The 24,622-nt window shown below is 62.7% G+C and carries 22 protein-coding genes; 10 read left to right on the forward strand and 12 right to left on the reverse strand.

What is annotated here, in order from left to right; genetic code table 11:
• Nucleotides 1-34 precede the first annotated feature (34 nt).
• The 3 genes from Q8L50_RS07125 (at nt 35) to Q8L50_RS07135 (ending at nt 3,325) form a co-directional block, all read left to right on the forward strand.
• The gene (locus Q8L50_RS07125) at nt 35-1,198 is read left to right on the forward strand and encodes a Gfo/Idh/MocA family protein (RefSeq protein ID WP_305347968.1); all 1,164 of its coding nucleotides are present in this window, start codon (nt 35-37) and stop codon (nt 1,196-1,198) included.
• Nucleotides 1,199-1,262: 64 nt separating this feature from the next.
• Nucleotides 1,263-2,450: a dihydrodipicolinate synthase family protein gene (locus Q8L50_RS07130; RefSeq protein WP_305347969.1), complete on the forward strand. Its 1,188-nt coding sequence runs from the start codon at nt 1,263-1,265 to the stop codon at nt 2,448-2,450.
• A complete protein-coding gene (locus Q8L50_RS07135) occupies nt 2,447-3,325 on the forward strand; it encodes a sugar phosphate isomerase/epimerase (RefSeq protein WP_305347970.1) in 879 nt (292 codons plus the stop codon). Before Q8L50_RS07130 ends, Q8L50_RS07135 begins: the two co-directional genes overlap by 4 nt.
• 60 nt (nt 3,326-3,385) lie before the next feature.
• Here Q8L50_RS07135 and Q8L50_RS07140 read toward each other — a convergent pair whose 3' ends face one another.
• Complete coding sequence (locus Q8L50_RS07140; protein ID WP_305347971.1) at nt 3,386-4,618, reverse strand: MFS transporter; 1,233 nt, start codon at nt 4,616-4,618, stop codon at nt 3,386-3,388.
• 95 nt (nt 4,619-4,713) lie between these two features.
• Between Q8L50_RS07140 and Q8L50_RS07145 the strand changes: the two genes are divergently transcribed.
• The gene (locus tag Q8L50_RS07145) at nt 4,714-5,544 is read left to right on the forward strand and encodes a helix-turn-helix domain-containing protein (RefSeq protein ID WP_305347972.1); all 831 of its coding nucleotides are present in this window, start codon (nt 4,714-4,716) and stop codon (nt 5,542-5,544) included.
• 205 nt (nt 5,545-5,749) lie between these two features.
• Here Q8L50_RS07145 and Q8L50_RS07150 read toward each other — a convergent pair whose 3' ends face one another.
• The 3 genes from Q8L50_RS07150 to Q8L50_RS07160 all read right to left on the reverse strand — a co-directional run bounded on the left by Q8L50_RS07150 (nt 5,750) and on the right by Q8L50_RS07160 (nt 7,150).
• Nucleotides 5,750-5,950 (reverse strand): hypothetical protein, encoded by a 201-nt coding sequence (locus Q8L50_RS07150; protein WP_305347973.1) that lies wholly within the window; start codon nt 5,948-5,950, stop codon nt 5,750-5,752.
• Between the two features lie 103 nt (nt 5,951-6,053).
• Nucleotides 6,054-6,566: a hypothetical protein gene (locus Q8L50_RS07155; RefSeq protein ID WP_305347974.1), complete on the reverse strand. Its 513-nt coding sequence runs from the start codon at nt 6,564-6,566 to the stop codon at nt 6,054-6,056.
• 92 nt (nt 6,567-6,658) lie between these two features.
• A complete protein-coding gene (locus Q8L50_RS07160) occupies nt 6,659-7,150 on the reverse strand; it encodes a hypothetical protein (protein WP_305347975.1) in 492 nt (163 codons plus the stop codon).
• 302 nt (nt 7,151-7,452) lie between these two features.
• Here Q8L50_RS07160 and Q8L50_RS07165 point away from each other — a divergent pair, with 302 nt between their 5' ends.
• Both Q8L50_RS07165 and Q8L50_RS07170 read left to right on the forward strand, forming a co-directional pair.
• Nucleotides 7,453-8,193, forward strand: a complete 741-nt coding sequence (locus tag Q8L50_RS07165) for a hypothetical protein (RefSeq protein WP_305347976.1) — start codon at nt 7,453-7,455, stop codon at nt 8,191-8,193.
• A gap of 156 nt (nt 8,194-8,349) precedes the next feature.
• Entirely contained in the window at nt 8,350-9,270 is a 921-nt protein-coding gene (locus Q8L50_RS07170) for a DUF3014 domain-containing protein (protein ID WP_305347977.1), read from the forward strand.
• Between the two features lie 46 nt (nt 9,271-9,316).
• Here Q8L50_RS07170 and Q8L50_RS07175 read toward each other — a convergent pair whose 3' ends face one another.
• On the reverse strand, nt 9,317-9,655 hold the full coding sequence (locus tag Q8L50_RS07175) for a hypothetical protein (RefSeq protein WP_305347978.1): 339 nt from the start codon (nt 9,653-9,655) through the stop codon (nt 9,317-9,319).
• Between the two features lie 125 nt (nt 9,656-9,780).
• Here Q8L50_RS07175 and Q8L50_RS07180 point away from each other — a divergent pair, with 125 nt between their 5' ends.
• Nucleotides 9,781-10,656 (forward strand): CAP domain-containing protein, encoded by an 876-nt coding sequence (locus tag Q8L50_RS07180; RefSeq protein WP_305347979.1) that lies wholly within the window; start codon nt 9,781-9,783, stop codon nt 10,654-10,656.
• A 77-nt stretch (nt 10,657-10,733) separates the two neighbouring features.
• Here the strand turns inward: Q8L50_RS07180 and Q8L50_RS07185 are convergent, their stop codons facing one another.
• Nucleotides 10,734-11,150 carry a DUF2784 domain-containing protein gene (locus Q8L50_RS07185; RefSeq protein WP_305347980.1) on the reverse strand — a complete coding sequence of 139 codons (417 nt, stop codon included), beginning with the start codon at nt 11,148-11,150 and terminating at the stop codon, nt 10,734-10,736.
• A 13-nt stretch (nt 11,151-11,163) separates the two neighbouring features.
• Nucleotides 11,164-12,582 carry a coniferyl aldehyde dehydrogenase gene (locus Q8L50_RS07190; protein WP_305347981.1) on the reverse strand — a complete coding sequence of 473 codons (1,419 nt, stop codon included), beginning with the start codon at nt 12,580-12,582 and terminating at the stop codon, nt 11,164-11,166.
• A gap of 78 nt (nt 12,583-12,660) precedes the next feature.
• Between Q8L50_RS07190 and Q8L50_RS07195 the strand changes: the two genes are divergently transcribed.
• Both Q8L50_RS07195 and Q8L50_RS07200 read left to right on the forward strand, forming a co-directional pair.
• Complete coding sequence (locus Q8L50_RS07195) at nt 12,661-13,875, forward strand: serine hydrolase (RefSeq protein WP_305347982.1); 1,215 nt, start codon at nt 12,661-12,663, stop codon at nt 13,873-13,875.
• 158 nt (nt 13,876-14,033) lie between these two features.
• Entirely contained in the window at nt 14,034-15,323 is a 1,290-nt protein-coding gene (locus Q8L50_RS07200) for an amidase (protein WP_305347983.1), read from the forward strand.
• A gap of 18 nt (nt 15,324-15,341) precedes the next feature.
• On the opposite strand, the gene lgt is transcribed toward Q8L50_RS07200, so the two are convergent.
• On the reverse strand, nt 15,342-16,148 hold the full coding sequence (gene lgt, locus Q8L50_RS07205; protein ID WP_305347984.1) for a prolipoprotein diacylglyceryl transferase: 807 nt from the start codon (nt 16,146-16,148) through the stop codon (nt 15,342-15,344).
• 5 nt (nt 16,149-16,153) lie between these two features.
• Nucleotides 16,154-17,095, reverse strand: a complete 942-nt coding sequence (locus Q8L50_RS07210) for a LysR family transcriptional regulator (protein WP_305347985.1) — start codon at nt 17,093-17,095, stop codon at nt 16,154-16,156.
• 96 nt (nt 17,096-17,191) lie between these two features.
• On the opposite strand from Q8L50_RS07210, the gene ilvD reads away from it, so the two are divergent.
• Complete coding sequence (ilvD, locus tag Q8L50_RS07215; RefSeq protein ID WP_305347986.1) at nt 17,192-18,901, forward strand: dihydroxy-acid dehydratase; 1,710 nt, start codon at nt 17,192-17,194, stop codon at nt 18,899-18,901.
• Nucleotides 18,902-18,928: 27 nt separating this feature from the next.
• On the opposite strand, the gene Q8L50_RS07220 is transcribed toward ilvD, so the two are convergent.
• The 3 genes from Q8L50_RS07220 to Q8L50_RS07230 all read right to left on the reverse strand — a co-directional run bounded on the left by Q8L50_RS07220 (nt 18,929) and on the right by Q8L50_RS07230 (nt 24,539).
• Nucleotides 18,929-19,873 carry a hypothetical protein gene (locus tag Q8L50_RS07220; protein ID WP_305347987.1) on the reverse strand — a complete coding sequence of 315 codons (945 nt, stop codon included), beginning with the start codon at nt 19,871-19,873 and terminating at the stop codon, nt 18,929-18,931.
• A 61-nt stretch (nt 19,874-19,934) separates the two neighbouring features.
• Nucleotides 19,935-23,096, reverse strand: a complete 3,162-nt coding sequence (locus Q8L50_RS07225) for an efflux RND transporter permease subunit (protein WP_305347988.1) — start codon at nt 23,094-23,096, stop codon at nt 19,935-19,937.
• A 33-nt stretch (nt 23,097-23,129) separates the two neighbouring features.
• A complete protein-coding gene (locus Q8L50_RS07230) occupies nt 23,130-24,539 on the reverse strand; it encodes an efflux RND transporter periplasmic adaptor subunit (RefSeq protein WP_305347989.1) in 1,410 nt (469 codons plus the stop codon).
• Between the last annotated feature and the right edge of the window lie 83 nt (nt 24,540-24,622).

Consider the following 24,622-nt stretch of genomic DNA (forward strand, 5'->3'; position numbering starts at 1 on the left):
ACCCCACCCACCTCAAGAGAAGAAGAGAACTTTCATGGCTACACAACGACTCGGAATCATCATGCACGGCGTCACCGGACGCATGGGCATGAACCAGCATCTGATCCGTTCCATCGTCGCGATCCGTAAACAGGGCGGCGTGCTGCTTTCCAACGGTGACAAGGTCATGCCTGACCCGATTTTGATCGGCCGCAACGCCGAAAAAATCGAGGCCCTGGCCAAGACCTGGGGCATTGATCGCTGGGGCACCGACCTCGACGAAGCACTGAAGAACAAGGACGACACCCTCTTCTTCGACGCCGGCACCACGCGAATGCGCCCGACCCTGCTGGCCAAAGCCATCCGCGCCGGCAAACACGTGTACTGCGAGAAGCCCATTGCCACCAACCTCAACGAAGCCGTCGAGATCGCACGACTGGCCGAAAAATCGGGCCTCAAACACGGCGCAGTGCAGGACAAACTCTTTCTGCCCGGTCTGCGCAAGCTCGACATGCTGCGCCGCGCCGGCTTCTTCGGCAAGATGCTGTCGGTGCGTCTGGAGTTTGGCTACTGGGTGTTTGAGGGCGACCTGCAGCCTATCCAGCGCCCGAGCTGGAATTACCGCACCGAGGACGGTGGCGGCATGATTCTGGACATGATGTGCCACTGGCGCTACGTGCTGGACAACCTGTTCGGCGAAGTCAAGTCCATCTCCTGCATTGGTGCGACGCACATCCCCGAGCGCTGGGATGAAGCCGGCAAACCCTACAAGGCCACCGCCGACGATGCCGCCTATGCCACGGCCGAACTCATCGGCCACAACGGCGAGCCGGTGATTGCGCAAATGAACATGTCCTGGGCCACCCGCGTGAACCGCGAGGACCTGGTCACCTTCCACGTCGATGGCACCCACGGTTCGGCCGTCGCAGGCCTGTCTTCATGCAAGGCTCAGTCACGCGTCAACACGCCGCGCCCCGTCTGGAACCCGGATGAAAAACAGACAATGAATTTTTCAGCCCAGTGGCAGGAAGTACCGGACACCCAGACCTACGACAACGGTTTCAAGATCCAGTGGGAGCATTTCATCCGCCACGTGGTCGAAAACGAGCCCTACAAATGGACCCTGCCCGAAGGCGCCAAAGGCGTGCAACTGGTCGAAGCCGCACTCGTAAGCTGGAAAGAGCGGCGCTGGGTGGACGTCCCCGCGCTACAGGTTTGATAGCTGCTTACGCTCTCTGAACAAGGGCTAGAGGCATATTTGATGCATAAAAGGTAGATTTTTCATGGCTTTGACTCTCACATTGCCCGTCGCCACCGGCAAGCTTCAGCCCTATACGCTGCAAGGCACCACGCCCGTTCAACCCGCCAAGGGTCTGAAGTTCAACCGCATCGCCTACTCGGCAGCGCATGTGGTGGCCGACCCGCTGGCGGTGGTGGACCCCTGGGTCAATTGCGCCATCGACTGGGACGCCACCATCGCCTACCGCCAGCACCTGTGGTCGCTGGGCCTGGGCGTGGCAGAGGCGATGGACACCGCGCAGCGCGGCATGGGGCTGGACTGGCCGACTTCGCTGGAGTTGATTCGCCGCTCGCTCGATGCCGCCAAAGAAACCCCGGGCGCATTGGTCGCCTCCGGCTGCGGCACCGACCACCTGGTGCTTGAAAACGTCAAAACCGTTGACGAGGTGATTGCCGGTTATGAAGAGCAGATGGCCGCGATTGAAAAGCTCGGCGGCAAACTCATCGTCATGGCCAGCCGCGCGCTGGCCCGCGTCGCCAAATCACCCGCCGACTACGAACGCGTTTACGACCGCATCCTGAGCCAGGCCCAACAGCCGGTGGTGCTGCACTGGCTGGGCGAGATGTTCGACCCGGCACTCGCTGGCTACTGGGGCAGCAGCGATGTCGAGAAAGCCATGGACACGGCACTCGGCATCATTGCCGCGCATCCCGACAAGGTTGATGGCATCAAGATCTCGCTGCTCGACAAGGACAAGGAAATTGCGATGCGGCGGCGCCTGCCTGCCGGCGTGCGCATGTACACCGGCGACGACTTCAATTACGCCGAGTTGATCGCGGGCGACGGGCATGGCAGCGAACTGTTCCATGGCCAGAGCGATGCGCTGCTGGGCATCTTCGACGCGATTGCGCCGGCGGCCAGTGCCGCGCTCGGAGAGCTGGCACAGGGAAACACCGAAAAATTCCACGCCATCCTCGGCCCCACTGTCTCGCTGTCGCGCCATATCTTTGCCGCGCCCACGCGCTTTTACAAAACCGGTGTCGTGTTCATGGCCTGGCTCAACGGCCACCAGAAGCACTTCACCATGGTCGGCGGCCAGCAAAGCACACGTTCGCTGCAACACTTCGCCGAGCTGTTCCGGCTGGCCGATGCGGCGAATCTGCTGGAGCATCCCGAACTGGCCACGCAGCGCATGAAAACGCTGCTGGCCATGCACGGTGTCCAGGCATGAGGGACTTTTCGCAGGACCACCGCTGGCTCTCCATCAACACCGCGACCATCCGCAAGAGCCGTGGGGTGGAGCAGCCACTGACCGACATCATCGAAGCCTGCGTGCAGCGCGGCATCCGGGCCATCTCGCCCTGGCGCGACCAGGTTGCCGCCGCTGGCCTGCCAGCCATCTCCAAACTCGTCAAAGCCCACGGCCTTGAACTGTCGGGCTATTGCCGCGGGGGCATGTTCCCGGCCACGGACGCCGCGGGTCTGAAGGCCGCGCGTGATGACAACCGTCGCGCCGTGGACGAAGCCTGCGAACTGAACGCCACCTGCCTGGTGCTGGTGGTCGGCGCCCTGCCCGGCGCGCTGGCCGGCCAGGCCGTGCATAAGGACATCGCGCTGTCGCGCAGCCAGGTCACGGACGGCATTGCCGAACTGCTGGAGTATTCAAAGGCCAACAAGATGCCGCTGGCGATCGAGCCGCTGCACCCGATGTACGCCGCCGACCGGGCCTGCATCAACACCATGGAACAGGCGCTGGACGTTTGCGATGCGCTGGACCCTTCTCAAACGGGGGCCTTGGGGGTGGCCGTCGATGTGTACCACGTCTGGTGGGACCCGAAACTCGAAGCGCAAATCAAGCGCGCCGGCAAGGAGCGGCTGCTGGCTTTCCATGTCTGCGACTGGATGACCCCCACCACGCATTTGCTGGAAGACCGCGGCATGATGGGTGACGGCGTGATCGACATCCCGCGCATTCGCGGCTGGGTTGAGGCTGAAGGTTTCGCCGGTTACAGCGAGGTCGAGATTTTTTCGTCCGGCAACTGGTGGCAACGCGCGTCCGCCGAAGTGCTGGACACCTGCATCGCCAGGCACCGCAGCGCGGTGTAATCTGAAAAAACTGCGTCCCACCGGTCGTGGCAGAGCGCATTTTCTGCGTCGCTCGCTTCCTCAGGCTGCGACCAACGCCGTGCGCCGCACCCGCCGCACATGGAAGGCGCTGGCAATCAGCACGCCCTGCATCAGCGCCAGGCCCAGCAACACGCCACGGTACTGGCCGTGGTCCATCATCACGCCAAAAATCAGGGGCGAGATGGCCTGCCCGATATCCAGCCCTGCGTACACCACACCGTAAACGCGGCCCGAGGCGTTTTCCGGGGTTGAGCGTTTAACCAGCAGGTCACGCGACGGACCGGCAATGCCGGATGCAAAACCCATGGCACCAAACAACACCGGCACCATCCACGCGGACAAGCTGCCCAGAGCCAGCAGCAGCGCCATCACCGCCGCTACGCCAAAACCGGCGCCCACAATGCGCTCACAGCGCGCCGGGTCTGAAGCCAGAAAACCACCCAGCACCATGCCGCTTGCGCTGCAAACCATGTAAATGGTCAGGCACATCGCCACCAGCCCCAGGGGCACCGCATGTATCTGGCGCGCGGCCTCTGGCGCAAAGGCCTGCACCACGCTGAGCACAATCGCGTACCAGAAGAAAAACGCAAAACACATCCACACCGCAGGGATTTTCAGAAAATCCAGCGAGTTGTCGGTGGTCGCCGCGCCTTTGACACTGGCAGCCACCGGCAGGGTCAGCTTGTCACGGTGCAATAGCAGCACGGCCAGCACTGCAAAGGCCAGCACACCGGCGGCAGCCAGCGCCACGCGCCACGAGTACGCAAAAGTCAGCGACACCACCAGGGCCGGCGCCAGCGCCCAGCCCAGGCTGCCAGTGATGCCGTGCACGCTGTACGCATGGCCGAGTCGCGGGCCACTGACTTTGCGGTTGAGCAAGGTGTAGTCCACCGGGTGAAACACGCCGTTGCCCATGCCGGCCAGTGCGGCAAAAGCGGCCAGCATCCAGTAGCTGGTGCTCACCGAATACCCAAAAGCCGCGATACCGATCAGGCTCAGCCCGGCAAAAAGAATGGGGCGCGGGCCAAAGCGGTCCACCCAAAACCCCGATACGGCCTGAACCGTACAGGACACGACGAAAAAAATGGTCATCAGAAACCCCAGCTCGGCGTAACTGACGCTGAATTCGTCTTTCAGCCACGGAAACAGCGGCGCCAGCAACAACTGGCTGAAGTGACTGATCAGGTGGGCCAGACCCACCAGGCCAATCACACCGGCATCCGTGCGCAGGGGAACAAGGCCAGGGCCTGGCAGGGTGCTTGCTGTAGTCATGGCGCTATCGTAGTATCAGGCGTCAGGGCTGAAAAGCGACAAAAAGCCATCATTCAGCGAATTTCAGACAAACCACAAGAACGGCAACTCAACCCATGGCCCGCCAGCCACGCCTTCATTTCATGCCGGTCGGCGACACCGACCCTTTCACGCCCAGCCGCGACCGGCCGGTGCGGGTGCGTGCCCGCTCCATGCCAGTGGACACCCATTTCGAGCCCCATGCCCACGCCTGGGCGCAGCTGGCTTACTGCGCCACCGGGATCGTGCAGGTCACAGCCGAACAAAGCTGCGGACAGGCCGACGAGATCACCTACATCGTGCCGCCTTCGCGGGCGGTGTGGATTGCACCTGGCGCGCAGCATCACATCACCGTGCTGGAGGCAGCCGAGTTCCGCACGCTTTACATCGACGCGGGCGCCACGCCGCCGGGCTGGACCACCTGCCGCGTCATGGTGGTGTCTGCGCTGTTGCGCGAAGCCATCCACTCGCTGGACAAGACACCCCTGAGTCCATCGCGTGAGGAGCTGCTGACCCGCCTGGTGCTTGACGAGATCGCGCAAGCCGACATGCAGGCGCTTGGCGTGCCCATGCCACATCCGCAAAACGGCGACAAGCGCCTGCGTACGCTGTGCGAGGCGGTGCTGCGCGCGCCGTCCGACCGCGCCACGCTGGCCGAATGGGCTGCCGACACAGGCGCCAGCGAACGCACCATGGCGCGGCTGTTCCGCGACGAGCTGGGTACCAGCTACCAGCAGTGGCGCCAGCAGGCCATCCTGGCGCACGCGCTGCCGTTGCTGGCGCGCGGCACGCCGGTCAGCCAGGTGGCCGCCGCCAGCGGCTACGCCAGCGACAGCGCTTTTTCAGCCATGTTCAAGGCCGCCATGGGGCAGTCGCCGAGTTACTTCCAGAACAAAGCTGGCCTGTAGCCGGTCTAGGCACCCGACAGTCGCCGCGCCGACGGCGCACCTGCACGCGGCAGGCTGGCGCTGACCAACGCCGCAGCCAGTGTGACCAGCCACGAGTAATACACCCACACCAGAAAAGCCGCCAGGTCGCATGCCCAGCATTCCGCTGGAGGCCGCTAGAACTCCGGTCTGACAAACAAGCTTTTCCGCCTCCGAGACATCGCGTTCACCTGAAGATGAACGGAGCGGCTGCCAGCACTGCGCCAATGACAACGATCAGGTAGGTGTTCTGAATGGCGTACGGAAACAGCATCAGCGCAAGGCCGCTCAGAAAGGGAACAAGCGCGCGTTGCTTCTTGCCGTACAACGCGTAGCCGGCGCCAAGGGACCCAAACAACACGCCCCAGAGGATTGACGAAGTAGTCACGGTGGTTGCTGTGCGGGCTAGCGTAGACATGACCGGACAACAACACCGCGCGGCGAAACCGCCTTCTGCTGTTGTTGGTCCGCGTCGGTTGACATGTTGCCCCTCACGCGGCGACCTCCAGCGGCAACACAGGGTAGCCCTGCGATTGCGCGGAGTACGAAAACACCAAGTAGGCCGAGGAGATTTGCCTCATGGGCCCGAAGCGCTCATTCTTTAATTCTTCTCGAAGTTCCTCAAAGTCTAGGTCGAACTCGTCCGTGAACAGGCACGCGACGACTTCCTTGTACGGGCCGCCGAGGTATTGCTTCCCGTCCTTCTTCAGAAGTAACCCTCGAATGTGGGCAGCGGCATCACCGGGTTGCCACCGCCGCATGACGTTTTCGCCGCGCGCCGTTCGGGCTGCTGCTACCGAACAAACGACCTCGGCGACCTCAATAGCGATATGTGCTCCGGAGGGATCGGAGCAAATGCAATCGGGCGGATCGGGTTGCTGCGGCTTCAACGAATGCCAGCCGAACCCGCGTTCGCGGTTGATGTATGCCACTAGGTGCTCAGCGACGCCCACCTCCTTCTGAGGCTTGTCGGACCACTCGAAGAAAGGCGCGTACGACTTCATGAGGGATAACGTTTGAATTCAGTGGACGCCGAAGGCGGTCCGCTGGAATGATGGGTTGGGCGGCAAGTGCCTGGCAGATTCGCAATCAAGTGCTACTTGACAATGAAAGGCAGCGCTTGAAGCGCTGCATTTGATTTCGTACTGATTTTTATATTTGTGGTTGAACCTATCCCCGCAACCAGACCAGTGGATTTTTCAGCTATTTTTGTGGAAATTTCTTTGCCATCGAATGTGGATGACAGGACGTATGCGGTGTTCGGTTTTATGTCCGCATTGAACTCGTAGATGGCGTAGACGATGAAGCTGTTCGAAGGACTATCAAGGTTTGACGCCACTTTATACCGATGCTGCCCAGGCTTCAAGCTGTATGTATACGGTGAGAGGCACCCGTGCCCTGAGCCGATAAATGAACCATCGACTTCGACGAGTGTCACGTACGGCTTATACGTTTTGCCATCTGCTGCGGTAAAAGCTGGGGCATCGCACGGTACCGGCATGTAAGCGGCATCGCCTCCGCTATACCTGTTCATACTTGTGCAGCCAACCAACCCTGCGACCAGCATAAGGAGAACTGTTCTTGTCATACGAGACTCTTTTTCCTTTGCCGCTCAACTTTGATATATCCCGCAAAACTGCGGAATAACATGGCGGCCAATCAGATAACAACGGCAACTGTCGCTGGAAAAATTGTTCAAAGCCATAGACTTATCTCGCGATGTACTACAAATGCCTGGGTATAACAAAACCGACAAAGTCGCCAGCACTGTTTGACCCTCTCCCGCTTGCGGCCCCGGCGCAGAGCTTGATGACCTGACTATAACTTTCAAATCGGCCGCTACGGGCACGCCCACCAGCCGGCTGTCTCTGCCTGACTACACTCGTGCGGATGCGCCCCCCGCCCTCACCGTCCGGCCTCCTGGATCATTTGACCAGCTACTTCTGGAGCGGTGACCTTATCCGCAGCCGAAGTGTCAGTGACATCGTGTTGTCGGGCACGCTGGATGTACCTGCGCCACCAGCCTTGCTGCTCGCGGACTGGGAACGTGACATCGCGCAGCAACTGCAACTCGAACCCGGTGACGTCGAGCCCCTGCCGCTGGCGCGGGCGCGCATGCGCTGGCCGGACTACAAACACTGCGTGCTGGCGGTGGCGGATTGGACGCGTGGGCTGGGTCTGCAGAAGGTACTGGCCGACTCGGACGTGGCGCTGATGGCCTGCCGCGGGGCAAAGTACCACCATGACGGTGCGCAGTATGGCGGCGCGGCTTTTTGTAACCTCTTCCTCAGCGACGACAAGGGGCTGGACCTGCATTTCCCGGCCACTGGCCAGCGCATCCCGCTGAGCCGGGGCACGGTGGTGATCTTCGATACGGGGCAGCCGCACGCGGTGATCAGGCGCGGCAGCAGCGGCTTTGATGCGGCCCACTTTTTGCCGGGAACGGACTGCAGCCAGGTCTTTCTCAGTTGGGAGCTTCCCATCGAAGACGCCGATGTCGCACACGCACTTCGCGTCGCTTTCGACGTCGACCCTTCGACTTGCCTGTTGCTGGACGAAGAGCAGGTGTGGCCAGGCGGCGCACGGACCACGGTCTGCCCTGCCACCGGTCGCTGGCGCCGTGCGGAGTGAGCGTCAGCGCAGACCACCTTGAGATATTGCCAACGCGTACATCAAGAACAAAACAGGGCTTCAGCCCTTACCAGTCAAGCGCAAGCAGCTATCACAACGATAGCAAATCAGGCAGCCTTGACCGCCTTGCCAGCAGGGGTTCATGCGGGTGTTAGCATGAACAGCCCACCCAGCAACATGGCCTGCGCGTCATTAATGACCATGAACAAATATGCATCGGGCTTGCTGACAGCCCTTGTTTTTGCCGCCATCGGCGCAGGCGCCTGGTTCTGGTGGCAGCACAACCGGCCAGCCCCCTCTAGTGCCCCTGCCGCCACCGCTGCGGTAGCACCTGCGCCCTCACCGGCCGCATCTGCGCCGGCCCTTCCGGCGGTGCTGTACCCGATCAGCCCCGAAGGCACGGAAGAGACTACATCGCCCCTGCCCGCGCTGGCCGGGTCCGACACCTATGTGAGCCAGGCGCTGGTCGAGCTGCTGGGCCGCGACAAGGTTCAGCGCTTTCTGAATCTTGAAGGTTTTGCCCGCCGCGTGGTGGCCACCACCGACAACCTGGCGCGCGAACATGCGCCGCCGGTGTTGTGGCCCGTCGTTCCCACCCCTGGCCGCTTCACCACGCTGGCCAACGGCGGCCAGGCAGGCAACCCCAGCGCGGCAGTCACCCCCATCAGCCCCGACAACAGCTTGCGCTACACCCCCTTCGTGCTGTTTGTAGAGTCGGTGGACAACGCCGCCGCAGTCCGCCTGTATGCGCGCCTGTACCCGCTGTTTCAGCAGGCGTATGAAGAGCTGGGCTTTCCTGGCCGCTACTTCAACGACCGACTGGTCGCGGTGATTGACCTGCTGCTGTCGACCCCGGTGCAGTCCGGCCCGCTGGAGGTGGCGCTGGTCGAGGTCAAGGGCCCGGTGCCGTCGGTGCGGCCCTGGGTGCGTTATGAGTTCACCGACCCGGCGCTGCAGAAACTGTCAGCCGGCCAGAAGATGCTGCTGCGCAGCGGGCCCGTCAACCACAGGCGCCTGAATGCCAAACTGCAGGAAGTCCGGCGCCTGATCACTGGCGGCGCACTCCCAAAGCGTTGAATCGGTAACCGCTGCCCAGAGCGCGGCTTGACGCGGACACCCCTCGTCAGTTGGCCTCGCGGTAACTGCGCAGCAGCACATGGCGGGCGCCACCATTTTTGGCACCACAGGAAGAACACGACGGCGTCGTGCTGGCACCTGGCGCCAGGGTGGCGCAGCCTTCCTGCTCACGCCCGTTGTTGGTGACAATCGTGTAGCACAGCCGTGCCGTGCGCTTGCCATCGTTGGTGACTTCTGCGTACCCGGAACCGCCCGAGGTGTATGAGCAGGCCTTCATGCTGACCGGGTAAGCCTTGTGCGTCCACCCCTCACAGGTATCGGCCAGCGCGGGCAGGCCCAGGCTGCCCAGAAGCAGGAATGCCAGCAGAAACTTTGGATGTCTCATGAAAACGCCACGTGTGGATGCGAAGCAAAAATGTTATCCGGATGAGGCGCGGCGGCCCATCCCTGGTTCATGGGGTTTCCGGCAGTGCGATCCCGGGGGAGCAAGCGCCTGGCTATCATGGACGGATGCACACGCCAAGACCCTGTCCTGTTCGCCACGCCTTCTACGGCCTGGCGCTGGCACTGCTGTCGGCGGGCAGCCATGGCCAGACGGTCGCAGAGCACCCTGGCCTGCTCAACGCGCTGAACAACGTGCGCCAGCAGGGCTGCGAAACGGGTGCAAAACCCGCCGCCCCGCTGCGTGAAAACTCCACGCTTTCGCGTGCAGCGATGCTGATCGCCAACGGCGGCAACATGAACGATGCGCTGGGCGCCGTTGGGTACCGCGCGGTACGGGCTGCGCAAATCAATGTCAGCGGCGCATCGGGTGAAGCTGCGCTGGCGCGCAAGACGCTGGACAAATCGTGCAGTGTTGTCACGCAGCCGGAACTGGCGGAGGCCGGCTTCCACCAGCGCGGCAAGCTCACCTGGCTGCTTGTGGCGGCACGTTTTATGCCGCCGCTGGCGGAGCAGGCCGACGAGATGCAGGCCCGCATACTGGCGCTGGTGAACGAGGCACGCGCCAGGCCGCGCCGCTGCGGCAACGACGCCTTTGCGCCTGTGCAGCCCCTGCTGCTGAACAGCACCTTGCAGCAAGTCGCCGCGGTCCATGCCATCGACATGGCAACCCACGGCTACTTCAGCCACACCGGCCGCGACGGCAGCACCGCCGACTTGCGCGCCAACCGGCTGGGCTACCGCTGGCGCGCCATCGGCGAAAACATTGCCACCGGGTTGATGCAGGCCGACACGGCGGTTCTGGGCTGGCTGAACAGCCCCAGCCACTGCGCCACCATCATGTCGCCGAATTTTCAGGAGACGGGGGTCGCGTTTGCGCTGAGCAGCAGCACCACCGCCAGCAACGGCATTTACTGGGTACAGGTGTTTGGTACGCCACGTTAGCCGCCTGCACTGGGCTTACAGGTAAAAACGGCCTGTAGCCCTTACCCCACCTGCGTAAGCAGCTATCAAAACAGGAGCTATTCGGGTGGCCGGCGCCGCCGCGGAGCAGGCGGAAAGTAAAACCAGCTGGCAATCACCAGCAACCCAAACAGCGAATAGACCAGCACAAACACCCAGCTGGGCGCGTCGTAATACAGCAGCCGCTGCATCCAGTGTTCGATAAAACCACCGCCGTAGTTGCCGGTGCCGGCGCGGGCGCGCAGCCACATCTCCAGCGTGGTCAGGGGGCAGACCTGCCCCAGCCAGGACTGCAGCACCACAAACACAATCGCAGCCAGATGGGCCAGCCTGAACCACAGGGCATTGACCCAGTGCCAGCGCCGCAGATTGCCCGCCACCACCAGCAGCAGACCGCCCACCACAAAACCCACCACCGCCAGGTGCAAGGCCAACACAAGATTGGCGAGCAACTGAAAGACGGACGGGCTGCTCATGGGCTGATCACATTCACAACCAGCGCTTGAGCAACCCCATGATCTGGTCAAAACGTTTGCCGTAAGGCGGGTAGAACAAATCACCACGCGCCCATTTGGACGACACCAGCACCGGCTTTTGCTGGGTGAAGCGCAGGAAGCCAGCCTCACCGTGGTAGGCGCCCCAGCCACTGTCACCGACACCGCCAAAAGGCAGGTTTTCGTGCGCAATGTGCATCAACGTGTCGTTGACGGTCACGCCGCCGCTGACGGTGCGTGCCAGCACCGCGTCGCGGGCGGCGTTGTCGCTGCCAAACCAGTACAGCGCCAGGGGCCGTGGCCGGTCGTTGATGTATTGAATGGCTGCGTCCAGCGAGGTATAAGTCAGCACCGGCAGGATAGGGCCGAAAACTTCTTCCTCCATCAGCTTCATGGCCGGTGTGGTGTCAAACACCAGCACCGGCGCCATCTGCCGCGCGCTGTCGGCACTGTTGCCACCCGGGTTCAGTACCTGCAGGCGCGCCCCTGCACCTTCTGCCTGCGCCAGCAAAGCCTGCAGGCGCTCGTGGTGCCGCACACTGATGATGGCTGCGTAGTCGGGGTTGCCCGCAATCGTCGGGAAGAGTTGGGCCACCGCCAGCGCATACGCCTCGCCAAACGCGGTTTCACTACCCTCGGGCACCAGCACGTAGTCAGGGGCAATACAGGTCTGACCGGCGTTGAGCAACTTGCCATGTGCAATTTTCAGCGCAGCGCCGGCCAGGTCGCATGAGGCGTCCACAATACACGGCGACTTGCCGCCCAGCTCCAGCGTGGTGGGGGTGAGGTTGGCGGCGGCGGCCTCTGCCACCTTGCGGCCAGTGGCGGTGGAGCCGGTGAACACCAGGTGGTCAAACGGCAAGGCGGTGAAAGCTGCCGCCAGTGCGCCGTCGCCCTGCACCAGACAAAACTCGTCGGGTGCAAAATTTTGCGCAATCAACTCGGCCAGCAGCGCTGCGGTGCGCGGCGTCAGCTCGCTCGGTTTGAGCATCACGCGGTTGCCCGCTGCCAGCGCGGTAATGGCCGGTGCCAGGGCGAGTTGCACCGGGTAATTCCAGGGCGAGATCACGCCGACCACGCCCAGTGGCTGACGCTGCAGGTAGGCATGCGATGGCAGCAGGTAAATCGGCGTGGACACCTTCTGGGCCTTCATCCAGCCCGGGAGATGCTTGAGCGTGTGCGACAGCAGGGTGCGCAGCACAAACAAGTCGGCAATTTCGGTCAGCTGCGGCGAACGCACACCAAAGTCAGCCTGCACCGCCGCCGCAAGCGCGGAGCCATGCGCATCCAGCAGTGCCCGCACGCGCAGCAGGCGTTCGCGCCGCAAGGCCAGCGGCACGTCGATCTGCGCACGGCTGGCGCGGTGCTGGGCATCAAACAGGGGGCGAAGGTCGGTGGGGGTGTTCATGGTCATCGGGCGATGATAGGACGCAGGCTGCTTGTACATTAGGCAGACAACCTCAGGCCAAGCCAAAAACAAGGAATAAAACCCATGCACCGCAGACATCTCCTGGCAGGCGCGGCCGGAGCCGCCGCCCTTGCTGCCCTGCCGACGCTGGGGCAAACCGCAGACGCCTGGGGCGCCAGTGCGGGCTACCCGACCGGCTGGGGCGGCGGTTTTGAAAAGGGCCGGACCTTCCGCGTGGGCAACTATTCGGGCGGTTATGAGCAGATGTTCAAGCACCGCAGCATCGCCGCCGGCGCCCTTGTCAGCCCTTTGACCGAAGCCTTGCGCCCTGATTTCAAATACCGCTGGGGCCTGTTCCAGCGCAGCCCGCAGGATTATCTGGACCAGTGGCCAGTCACCGGCCTGCTGATCGCGCGCAAGGGCAATATCTGGCACGAGAGTTATCGCCACCAGCGCACGGCAGCCATGCGGCTGACCAGCTGGTCCATGGCCAAAAGTGTGACGTCGCTGTTGCTGGGCATCTGCCTGGACCGGCGCCTGATCGCCTCCTACGACGACCCGGCGCAGCGCTACCTGCCCGAGCTGCAGGGCACTCTCCATGGCGGTGTGACGCTCAGGCACCTGTCCAACATGTCCAGCGGCGCAGAGGTGCTGCATGACCGCGACAACGCGGTGATTTATCCCGCTGCTTTTCTGGGCGCCGACACCGACATCGCGCGCACCGTGGCCGGCTGGAACCAGCGGCGCGAGGACGCCGGGCGCAGCTTCAACTACAACGAGCTCTGTCCGCTCACTATCGGTATGGTGATACGCCGCGTCACCGGACAAAGCCTGTCGGAGTTTGCGCAAACAGCGCTGTGGCAGCCCATGGGCGCCGAAGCCGCTGCCACCTGGCTGACCGACTCGCGCCTCAACGAGTTCAATTGCATTGGCGTGGGTGCGCGGCTGCGTGACTGGGCCCGGCTGGGCCAGCTGGTGGCCCAGCGCGGCAACATGAATGGCACGCAGGTAGTCAGCACGGCCTGGATCGACGAATGCACCCGCTGGAGCGACAGCGACAAACAGGTCAGCTATGGCTCTGCGCGTCAGCGCCCTGCCCTGCTGGCGGGATACAAGGCCTTCATGTGGCACGCCAAGGCTGATGGCTCGCAGCCAGTCTTCGCCGGTCACCACGGGCAACGTGTGCTGGTGGACTTGCCAACACAGACGGTGGTGGTACAAACCGGTGTCGACCATGAAGGCGCCTGGCAGCCAGAGCTGCACGCCCTGTTCAATGCAGCCGCCGACATGAAAACATGAGCGCAGCGTCAGACCAGGCCGTCAGCCTGAATTCATGAGAAAAATGGGCCATCAGCCCTTTATCTGTATGCGTAAGCAGCTATGATTTCAGGAGCAACTTTCACCCACCTCTCAGAAGAAGATCTATGGAGTACTTCAAATCCGTGCGCCAAAATTCTGTGACCGAAAAACTTGAAGCCGCCCTTACCCTGATCGGCGACGCGGGTGACGAAGGGCGCCGTATTTTTACGCGCCTGTATGCAGAACCGGCACGCGCCTCCGCCCAGGCAGCCGACCAGCGCGCCCAGGCCGGCGCCAGCCTCGGTCCGCTGGATGGCCGCATCGTCTCGATCAAGGATTTGTTCGATGTGGCAGGCGAGGCCACCACCGCTGGCTCGGCCCTGCTGCGCGATGCCGCGCCGGCCCAGCGCGATGCGGTGGTTGTCAGCCGCCTGCGCGCGGCAGGCGCGGTCATCATCGGCAAAACCAACATGACCGAGTTCGCTTTTTCCGGCGTGGGCATCAACCCGCACTACGGCACACCCGGTAACGCGCTGGACAGCAGCCGCATTCCGGGTGGCTCGTCCTCGGGCGCGGGTGTGGCGGTGGCGCGCGGCCTGTGTGAAATTGCCATCGGCTCGGACACCGGCGGCTCCGTGCGTATTCCTTCGGCGCTGAACGGGCTGGTGGGTTTCAAGCCGACGCAGGCGCGGGTCCCGCGCGACGGCGCTTTTCCGCTGTCCTACACGCTGGATACGCTGGGTCCGCTGTGTCGCAGCGTGGCCGATGCCGCCGCAACGGACAGCGTGCTGGCTGGCAGTGTCGACGAAGCGCTGCAGCAGTGCGAAATACGCGGCCTGCGTCTGGGCGTGCCCCGCGGCCTGCTGTTCAGCCAGGCCGAAGACGCGGTGCTCGCAGCGGTGGAACAAGCCCTGGCACAACTCGCCAGCGCGGGTGCACAGCTCAGCGACGAAAGCCTGGATGATCTGCTGGTCCAGCCTTCCCGCCTGCAGGAGCGTGGCACCCTGGTGGCTGCTGAAGCGGCCTGGATACACCGCGAGTGGGTGGACAGCCAGCCAGGGGCGTATGACCCCATCGTGCTGGGCCGCATACGCCGTGGTCAGACGCTGGACGCTGCCAGTTATGTCGGCATTCAGCAGGCGCGGGCCGCGCTGTTGCCTTCGCTGGATGCCCGCATGGTCGGGCTGGATGCGCTGGTATTGCCCACCGTGCCGCTGCTGGCGCCACTGATCAGCACGGTGCAGGATGAGGACGCGTTTTTACGCACCAACGCCCTGCTGCTGCGCAACCCATCAGTCTTCAATTTTTTTGATCTCCCCGCGCTGTCCCTGCCGCTGGCGCGTGGCAGCGGACTCGCGGTCGGCCTCATGCTGGTGGGCCGGCGCGGACGAGACCGGGACCTGCTGGCGCTGGGCGCCGCAGTAGAGACCCTGCTGAAGAAACGGTAGCTGGGCGAAAGGCGTTTTTCAGCCGCGTTTTTCAGCCCACAACCAGAGCCAGACTCCGGCCGCAATCATTGGCAGGCACAACCACTGCCCCATGCTCATGCCCAGGGCCAGCACGCCAAGGAAGTCGTCCGGCTCGCGGAAGAACTCGGCAATAAAACGGAACACGCCATATCCGACCAGAAAGGCGGCTGACACCTGTCCGGTTTTGCGCGGCTTGCGTGCATACAGCCAGAGCAGCACAAAAAGCAACAGCCCTTCGAGCAGGAATTGATACACCTGCGACGGGTGGCGCGGCATCAGGGAGCCGCTGTTCCTGAAAACCATGCCCCAGGGCAGGTCCGGGCTGCTGAAGCGGCCCCAGAGTTCACCGTTGATGAAGTTGCCAACCCGCCCGGCTGCCAGCCCGGTGGGCACACACGGAGCGATCAAATCCATCACCTGCAACCAGGGCTTTTTCCGGGTGCGCGCAAACCAGATCTGCGACACCAGCACACCCAGCATGCCGCCGTGGAAACTCATGCCCCCCTGCCAGACGTAAAAAATTTCCAGCGGATGGGTCAGGTAATAACCGGGTTTGTAAAACAGGCAGTAGCCAATGCGTCCGCCCAGCACGACACCCATCACACCCAGGAACAAAATGTCTTCGATGTCTTTCCGGCTCCAGGCGGCCGCGCCGGTCATCGAGGCATACGGCTCATGCCTGAGGCGGCGCAGGCCCAGAAACAGAAAAAGGCCAAAAGCCGCCAGGTAAGTCAGGCCGTACCAGTGGATGGCCAGGGGTCCCAATTGCAGGGCGACGGGATCAATGGTGGGGTGAATCAACATGCGGCTTATTGTGCCAGCGTGCCGCGCGCTGCCAGACCAGCCGGTGCCGGGGCATAAGCCACAAAACGCTGCACACAGGGATTGACCATGCCGGCGGGCCAGACCAGGCTGGTCTCACACACCGGGACGCGCTGCCCCCGGGTGCCGGCCACGCCGCGATAGGTCACGCCCGCCCGCTGAAACTGCCGCACGCTGTCGGGCACCCATGCCACGCCCAGCCCCGCCGAAACAAGGTTCACGATGGTCTGCATCTGGATCGCTTCCTGGGCGATCTGGGGTGACAGGCCAGCCGCGTGGTACATGGCAAAAATGGCGTCATGCAGCGATGGCAGAATGCGGCGCGGAAAAATCACCAGCGGCTCGCCCAGCACCTGAGCCAGCGTCAGCTGTTTTTGCGCGGCCAGCGGGTGCTGATCGGCCAGCGCCAGCACCAGCGGCTCCCTGGCCACCAGCCGGTGCGCCAGACCGGGCAACACCATGCCCGGCGAGTGCAGCATCACACCGGCATCGATGTCATGCCGTTCAAATGCCTGCAGTTGCATATCGCCAGTAGCTTCCAGCAGTTCGAGCTGAACCCCGGGCTCCTGCTCACGAAAAGCCCGCACCCACGGCGGCAGCAAGGAAAATCCGGCGGTAGAGACAAACGCCAGGCGCAAACGCCCCACCTGACCGGCAGCCGCTGCCCGCGCCTGCCCGGGCAGCGCCTCGGCCCGCGCCAGCAAGTCCAGCACCTGCGGCAGCAGCGCCAGCGCCGCTTCCGTCATGTGCACGCTGCGTTTGGTGCGCTCAAACAGGCGCACGTCCAGCAACTTTTCCAGGTGGGCAATCGCCTGCGTCAGCGGCGGCTGCGTCATGTGCAGGCGTGTAGCCGCCCGGCCAAAATGCAGTTCGTCGGCCAGCGCCGCAAACTGGCGCCAGAGCCGCAGGTCTATGTGGGGACTGCTCATATGTCCAACATATTAATTGATTGCCATAAATATATTGGAGCCGTTGTAGATGACGTTGCATACTCTGACTTTTGCCACCCCACCGAAAACCCCACCATGAATCAGCAAGACAAAGACAGCGCAGGCGACGCCATCAACCGCCGCAGCAGAAACATCACCGAAGGCACAGCCCGTGCGCCAAATCGCTCGATGTACTACGCCATGGGTTACGAGGCGGGTGACTTCAAGAAACCGATGGTCGGTGTGGCCAATGGCCATAGCACCATCACCCCCTGCAACAGCGGCCTGCAAAAGCTTGCCGACGCAGCGATTGCCGGTATCGAGGAAGCTGGCGGCAACGCGCAGGTTTTTGGCACACCCACCATCTCTGACGGTATGGCCATGGGCACCGAGGGCATGAAGTATTCACTGATCAGCCGCGAGGTCATCTCCGACTGCATCGAAACCTGCGTGCAGGGCCAGTGGATGGACGGCGTGCTGGTGGTCGGTGGTTGCGACAAAAACATGCCGGGCGGCCTGATGGGCATGCTCCGCGCCAATGTGCCTGCCATCTATGTGTACGGCGGCACCATCCTGCCGGGCAGCTACAAGGGCAAGGACCTGAACATCGTCAGCGTGTTCGAGGCCGTGGGCGAACATTCCGCCGGTCGCATGAGCGACGAAGACCTGCTGCAGATCGAGCGCCGCGCCATCCCTGGAACCGGAAGTTGCGGCGGCATGTACACCGCCAACACCATGTCGAGCTCATTCGAGGCCCTGGGCATCTCCCTGCCCTACTCCTCGACCATGGCCAATCCGCACGATGAAACCAAAAACTCGGCCAAAGAGTCGGCCAGGGTACTGGTCGAAGCGATCAAAAAGAACATCAAGCCACGCGATATCGTGACCAAAAAGGCGATTGAAAACGCAGTGGCCGTGATCATGGCAACTGGCGGCTCGACCAATGCCGTGCTGCACTACCTGGCCATTGCGCATACGGCGGGTGTGGACTGGGCGATTGAAGACTTCGAGCGCATTCGTCAAAGAACCCCCGTGCTGTGCAACCTCAAACCCAGCGGTCAATACCTGGCGGTGGACCTGCACAAGGCCGGCGGTATTCCGCAGGTCATGAAGACCCTGCTGGTGGCCGGCCTGCTGCATGGCGACTGCCTGACCATTAGCGGCCAGACCATCGCTGAAGTGCTCAAAGACGTGCCCGATGTGCCGCGTGCCGACCAGGACGTTATCCGTCCGATCAACAACCCGATGTACGCGCAAGGTCACCTGGCGATCCTCAAGGGCAACCTGTCGCCCGAAGGCTGTGTGGCCAAGATCACCGGCCTGAAAAACCCGGTGATGACCGGACCGGCGCGTGTATTCGACGACGAGCAGTCAGCGCTCAAGGCCATCCTGGCCGGCAAAATTGTGGCGGGTGATGTGATGGTGCTGCGTTACCTGGGCCCCAAAGGCGGGCCCGGCATGCCCGAGATGCTGGCACCTACAGGCGCACTGATAGGCGCGGGGCTGGGCGAAAGTGTGGGCCTGATCACCGATGGCCGCTTCTCAGGCGGCACCTGGGGCATGGTCGTTGGCCATGTGGCGCCTGAGGCCGCGGCAGGTGGCAACATCGCCTTCATCAAGGAAGGCGACTCCATCACCATCGACGCCAAACAGCTGCTGCTGCAATTGAACATCGACGACGCCGAGTTGGCCAAACGTAAAGAAGGCTGGAAAGCACCCCTGCCACGCTACCTGCGGGGTGTGCAGGCCAAATTTGCATTCAATGCGTCGAGTGCCAGCAAGGGTGCGGTGCTGGACGACTACTGAAGCTTTCCCTTTCGCGGGGGTGAAAAACTAGCCCTTGAGGCCGCGTGCTGCCACTTCCAGGATTTCCGGCGTGGATTTACCCTGAAGGCACAAGGATCCAATCAGGCGCCCCGAAGCGCCCAGCGCATGCCTTTGCGGGTCGTTGCCTTCGCCCGGGATCAGCTCTACCGTTGCGCCCAGTTCTTTCAGGCGTGTTGCCAGGGGCAACTGCGTGGGCCAGGGCACATTGCTGTCCCTGGGATCGCCAAGAACAAACACACGCAGCTGAGGATGGAAGACCTCGCGCCTGAGCTGATCCACCGGTTCGTATGAATCCGCATGCCCCGTCAGGTCGGCAGTTCGTCCCATACCCTGCCAGCGCATTTTGGGCGAGGACACCGATGAAGTGGGCACGGCGCAGACGATGTCGGAACGCCACCCCAGCAGCGACGCCACCGTGTGTCCACCGCCGCTGAGTCCCACCAGCACCAGCTCGCTGATGCCATGCCTGGCCTTGATCAGGTCCAGCGCCGCCGACATCAGGCGCGGCTCCAGCTCGCGCCGGCGCTGCTTGTGTTCACCCGATGAGCCAAAGATGCCCGGACGCGACAGCAGGATCAAGGGCGCACCGGCGCGGGCAGACATGCCATCGGTCAGGCCTTGCATGATCTTCGGGTTGCGGCCCGCATACCCCGCATCGGCCTGGTCAAAAGCCATTTGATCGCTGGGAATGTAAATCAGCACGCGCGCCACCGGCCCACCTGCGGGCAGGCCCGATGCCCAGTACCGAAGACACTCGGCCGAGCCGCCTGGGGCGCGGGCCCACACCGCGTTGGGCACGGCGGCGCATTGCGCCTCGCTGGCGACAACACCGCGCACGAGGCCCTCTGCGGTGAAGTTGTCATCGCCTGTCGAGAATGAAGTGCGCTGGGCATGCACCGGACCGATGGCACTGAGCACCAGCAGGAGACGAAGAAACAATCCACGACGCATTGCAACTCCTTGTTAAACCGTCGGGGCTGTCCGTACGCAAAAGCAGTCGGCGGCGGAAATCCTATTTGGCGACCAGTTCACCTTCACGCGGCAAACCGGGCAACTCTTTGGCTTCGGCCGTATTGGCACCCGGTATCTTCTTGCGCGCAAACAGCGAATACATGGTGGGCACCACAAACACGGTCAGCAAGGTACCCAGCGACATGCCACCCACAATCACCCAGCCGATCTGGACGCGGCTTTCCGCACCGGCACCGGTGGCCAACGCCAGCGGCAGGGCACCCAGCACCATGGCGCCAGTGGTCATCAGGATGGGGCGCAGGCGCTGCGACGAGGCCTTGATCAGGGCCTCGATCATGTCCATGCCCTGCCCGCGCAACTGGTTCGTGAACTCGACAATCAATATGCCATGTTTGGTGATCAGGCCGACCAGGGTGATCAGGCCAATTTGTGAATAGACATTGAGCGAGCCGCCCGACCATTTCAGTGCCAGCAGCGCGCCAATCATGGACAGCGGCACCGACAACATGATCACCAGCGGATCGACAAAACTCTCGAACTGCGCGGCCAGCACCAGAAAGATGAACAGCAGCGCAAGCACAAACACAATCGCCAGCGCGCCCTGCGAACTTTTGAATTCGCGTGAGGTGCCGTTCAAGTCCGTGGTGTAGCCCGCTTTGAGCACCTTGGCCGCTGTCTGGTCCATGAAGCTCAGGGCCTGTCCAAGGGAATAATCAGGCGACAGATTGGCAGTGATGGTGGCTGAGCGGCGCTGGCCAAAGTGGTTGAGCTCGCGCGGCGACACGCTTTCGCGCACCTTGACCAGCGCCGACAGCGGAATCATGGCCTCGTTGCGGCCGCGTACATAAATGCCGTCAATGTCTTCTGGCGTACTGCGGCCACTGGCCTGGGTCTGGACAATCACGTCGTATTGCTCAGCGTCGCGTTTGTAGCGCGTCACATTGCGCCCGCCCAGCATGGTCTCCAGCGCCTTGGCGACCACCTCCACACTGACGCCCAGATCTGCCGCCTTGTCGCGATTGACTTCAATACGCAACTCGGGTTTGTTCAGGCGCAGGTCCACATCGGGCGACTGGATGCCGGGGTTTTTGGCAATTTCGTCCATCATCTGGCGAGCCACCAGGTTGAGGTTCTGGTAGCTGTCCGATGTCTGGATCACAAAGTTGACGGGCCGCTCGCGAAAGCCCTGGCCCAGCGAAGGAGGTGTGATCGGAAACGCCGTCACGCCCGGCAGGCTGGCAAATTTGGGTTGCATTTCGCGCGCCAGTTCCAGCGTACTGCGCTTGCGGTTTTCCCAGTCCACGGTGCGGTAGACCACGCTGGCCTGTGACACCGTGGGGTTGCCCACATTGGCAAAAATGCGGTCGAATTCTTTGTAGGGCTGACCAATTTTTTCCAGCGCCAGCGCATACCGGTTGGTGTAGTCCAGCGTGGCACCGTCCGGCGCAGTCACGGTGGCCAGTATCGTGCCCCGGTCTTCCAGCGGTGATAACTCCTGCTTCATGGACGGGAACACCAGTGCAATGGCAGCTGCACAAACCAGCATGACCGCCACCACCATCCAACGCGCCTGCAACACCACCCCCTTGATTTTGCTGGCCACACCTTTCTCGCCCGGTGCAGCGCGGTAGCGGCGCGAGACGACCCAGCGCAAAGCCGTTCCGTAGCGATCCGAGAGCGTCGTCAGCCAACGCTCCATGGAGCGGTCAAACCAGTTGGGCTTGGGGTTGTGCTTGAGCAAGAGCGAACACATCATCGGCGTCAGGGTCAGGGCGACCAGGCCCGACACCACCACCGCACCGGCCAGCGCCAACGCAAACTCGACAAACAGCCGCCCGGTTCGCCCGGGGGTAAAAGCCAGTGGCGCATACACCGCCACCAGCGTGGCCGTCATGGTGACGACTGCAAAGCCAATTTCACGCGCGCCCTTGATCGCTGCAGAGAAAGGGTCCAGTCCCTCCTCGATGTGCCGGAAAATATTCTCCAGCATCACAATTGCATCGTCAACGACGAGCCCAATGGCCAGCACCAAAGCCAGCAAAGTCAGGGTGTTGATCGTGAACCCGGCCAGCGCCATCAGCGCAAAGGTACCCACCAGACTCACAGGAATGGTGACGATGGGAATGATGGAGGCACGGAAAGTGCGCAGAAACACAAAAATCACCAGCGCCACCAGAGCCACCGCCTCGGCAATGGTCCTGTAGACGTTTTTGACGGAGCGGTCGATGAAGATCGAGTTGTCGTTGGCCACGTCAATCAACATGCCGCCGGGCAGGTCTGCCTGCAGGCGCGGGATCATCTCGCGCACCCCCTTGGAGAGCACCAGCGGGTTGGCTGTCGCCTGCCGTATCACGCCGACAGCCACCGCCGAGCGGCCATTGAGCCGCACGGCGCTGCGCTCGTCGGCGGCGGCCTCTTCCACCCGGGCCACATCCCGGATCTTGACGGGAAAACCGTTGACGCTTTTGATGACAATCTCTGAAAACTGCGCCGGGCGCACCAGGTCGGTCTGGGAGGTGACGCTGAACTCACGTTGTTGGGATTCAATGCGTCCGGCCGGCAGTTCCAGGTTGCTGCGCCTGAGGGCGTCTTCCACATCCTGGGTCGTGAGCTTGTAACCGGCCAGCTTGTCGGCATCCAGCCAGACACGCATGGCATATTTGCGCTCACCAAAAATGCGCACATCCGCCACACCGCTCACCGTCTGCAGGCGCGATTTGACGACCCGGTTGATCAGGTCATTGATCTGCAAACGAGACAGCGTTTCGCTGCTGAAAGCCAGAAAAATAACCGGGAAGGCATCGGCCTCTACCTTGGCGATCACCGGTTCCTCGATCGCCTGCGGCAAGCGGTTGCGTACACGCGACGTGCGGTCACGTACCTCGGCGGCGGCGGCGTCTGCATCTTTTTCAAGCCGGAAGCGCACCGAGATCTGCGCCTGCTCTGCCCGGCTGATGGAAGTGATGACATCGACCGCATCAATGCCAGCGATCGAGTCTTCCAGCGGCTTGGTGACCTGTGACTCAATCACCTCGGCCGACGCGCCGGCATAACGCACGCTCACGGTGACTACCGGCTCATCGATTTTCGGGTACTCGCGCACCGCCAGGCGGCTGAAACTGACCGCTCCCACCAGTACGATCAACAGCGAGAGCACGGTGGCAAAGACGGGCCGTCGTATGGAAATTTCAGCTAGTTGCATAAAGGGCTGCCTCTTCGGTCACCGGGTCAGTATTCAGGCCGGATCACGCGCCGCTGCCGCCGGACGGCGATCCGGGGTGGCCGCATTGCGCCCCGCTTTCGAGGCGGTCGGCAACTCGGCAACAACGGATCCGCAGGGGTTTGGCCCGGAAGTCGACATCCGCGCTGCGGGCGCAGCAGCAAGCGCCTTGTCTCCGCGCGGCCCAACCGGGGACGAGGCGGCTGGCGCAGCAGCAGACGAAGGCGGTGGCGCTGGCCCCGTTGCAGAAGCGCCGGCCGAAGACGCTGCGGCGGAAGGGCCTGGCCCCCCCGCACGCGCACTGGCCAGATCGACCACAGTGACCACCGTCCCGTCGCGTTGCACCCGCTGCTGGCCCGCCGTCACCACGCTGTCACCGGCTTCAAGCCCTTCCAGAATTTCCACCTTGCCGGGGCTGCGCAGACCGAGCTTGACTTCCACGCGCTGGGTTGTGCGGGTTTTTTCGTCCGGCCCGCCCAGCAGCTTGATGACAAACTGTCGGCCGCCCTGGGGAACAATGGCTTCCTCGGGGATCACGCGTGCGCCTTCACGCACACCAAAAACAGTATTGACCCGCGCAAACATGCCAGGCCTGAGCTGCAACTGGCGGTTGTCAATACAAGCCCGGATGCCCACAGAGCGCCCATTGGCATCGATCAGCGGGTCAATCGCCTGAATCTGCGCGCTGTATTTGCGCCCTGGCAACGCATCAATGTCGAGCAGGGCCGTCTGACCCCGTTTGACCTTGCTCTGAAAGCGCTCAGGCAACCTGAAATCCACAAAAATCGCTTCGATGTCTTCGATGTTGACAATGTCTGCGCCGTCTTTCAGGTAGTCGCCCACGTTGACCAGCCGGATACCGGCAATGCCGTCAAACGGCGCGACGATTTTCAGCCGTGCGGCCGTGGCTTTGGCCAGCGCCAGCTTGGCTTGCGCGACCTGCAGATTGGCCGCGCTTTCATCCAGCGAGCGCTGGCTGATGAAATTTTGCGCCACCAGTTCCTGGTTGCGTTTCTGGTTGGCCTGGGCTATCGACAGCTCGGCCTGGCTTTGCTGGACTTGTGCCAGCGGCAGCTGGTCGTCAAACTGAACCAGCACCTGCCCCATGCGCACGCGCTGCCCATCCGTGAAATTGAGCGCGGTGATACGGCCGCTGACCTCGGGCCGCAACACCACCCCACGGCGTGAGCGCAGGCTGCCCACCGCCGAGGTGTCGTCGCTGAGCCGCGCCAGCTCCACCCGGGCCGCTTCCACCGAGGGCGGCCTTGCGCGGGTACCGGCCGCACTGGCGACCGAGCCAGGCGCAGCAAGCGCAGGCTGCGCTACCGTATCGCCGGAGGCAGGCTTCTGGTACCACCAGGCTGCACCCGACGCTGCGGCAATGCCGGCCACCGCGATCACCATGTAAGTTGCTTTTTTAGCCATGAAGACTTGTTATAAAAGGAAACGAACTTCCAATGTATCAGGACGCTTCGGGCTGTACAGGCTGCGGGCTTCTCCGACGCTCT

Source organism: Polaromonas sp., from assembly GCF_030680935.1.
In the GTDB taxonomy this organism is placed as follows: Bacteria; Pseudomonadota; Gammaproteobacteria; order Burkholderiales; family Burkholderiaceae_C; genus Polaromonas.

Bases quoted from the DNA above. Each gene is read 5' to 3' on its own strand.
- Q8L50_RS07210 (WP_305347985.1), bottom strand. From the start codon at position 17,095: ATGAGCAGTCCCCACATAGACCTGCGGCTCTGGCGCCAGTTTGCGGCG.
- Q8L50_RS07165 (WP_305347976.1), top strand. From the start codon at position 7,453: ATGCGCCCCCCGCCCTCACCGTCCGGCCTCCTGGATCATTTGACCAGC.
- Q8L50_RS07145 (WP_305347972.1), top strand. From the start codon at position 4,714: ATGGCCCGCCAGCCACGCCTTCATTTCATGCCGGTCGGCGACACCGAC.
- Q8L50_RS07130 (WP_305347969.1), top strand. From the start codon at position 1,263: ATGGCTTTGACTCTCACATTGCCCGTCGCCACCGGCAAGCTTCAGCCC.
- Q8L50_RS07185 (WP_305347980.1), bottom strand. From the start codon at position 11,150: ATGAGCAGCCCGTCCGTCTTTCAGTTGCTCGCCAATCTTGTGTTGGCC.
- Q8L50_RS07155 (WP_305347974.1), bottom strand. From the start codon at position 6,566: ATGAAGTCGTACGCGCCTTTCTTCGAGTGGTCCGACAAGCCTCAGAAG.
- Q8L50_RS07180 (WP_305347979.1), top strand. From the start codon at position 9,781: ATGCACACGCCAAGACCCTGTCCTGTTCGCCACGCCTTCTACGGCCTG.
- Q8L50_RS07135 (WP_305347970.1), top strand. From the start codon at position 2,447: ATGAGGGACTTTTCGCAGGACCACCGCTGGCTCTCCATCAACACCGCG.
- lgt (WP_305347984.1), bottom strand. From the start codon at position 16,148: ATGTTGATTCACCCCACCATTGATCCCGTCGCCCTGCAATTGGGACCC.
- Q8L50_RS07140 (WP_305347971.1), bottom strand. From the start codon at position 4,618: ATGACTACAGCAAGCACCCTGCCAGGCCCTGGCCTTGTTCCCCTGCGC.
- Q8L50_RS07195 (WP_305347982.1), top strand. From the start codon at position 12,661: ATGCACCGCAGACATCTCCTGGCAGGCGCGGCCGGAGCCGCCGCCCTT.
- ilvD (WP_305347986.1), top strand. From the start codon at position 17,192: ATGAATCAGCAAGACAAAGACAGCGCAGGCGACGCCATCAACCGCCGC.
- Q8L50_RS07225 (WP_305347988.1), bottom strand. From the start codon at position 23,096: ATGCAACTAGCTGAAATTTCCATACGACGGCCCGTCTTTGCCACCGTG.
- Q8L50_RS07125 (WP_305347968.1), top strand. From the start codon at position 35: ATGGCTACACAACGACTCGGAATCATCATGCACGGCGTCACCGGACGC.
- Q8L50_RS07190 (WP_305347981.1), bottom strand. From the start codon at position 12,582: ATGACCATGAACACCCCCACCGACCTTCGCCCCCTGTTTGATGCCCAG.
- Q8L50_RS07230 (WP_305347989.1), bottom strand. From the start codon at position 24,539: ATGGCTAAAAAAGCAACTTACATGGTGATCGCGGTGGCCGGCATTGCC.
- Q8L50_RS07175 (WP_305347978.1), bottom strand. From the start codon at position 9,655: ATGAGACATCCAAAGTTTCTGCTGGCATTCCTGCTTCTGGGCAGCCTG.
- Q8L50_RS07160 (WP_305347975.1), bottom strand. From the start codon at position 7,150: ATGACAAGAACAGTTCTCCTTATGCTGGTCGCAGGGTTGGTTGGCTGC.
- Q8L50_RS07170 (WP_305347977.1), top strand. From the start codon at position 8,350: ATGAACAGCCCACCCAGCAACATGGCCTGCGCGTCATTAATGACCATG.
- Q8L50_RS07220 (WP_305347987.1), bottom strand. From the start codon at position 19,873: ATGCGTCGTGGATTGTTTCTTCGTCTCCTGCTGGTGCTCAGTGCCATC.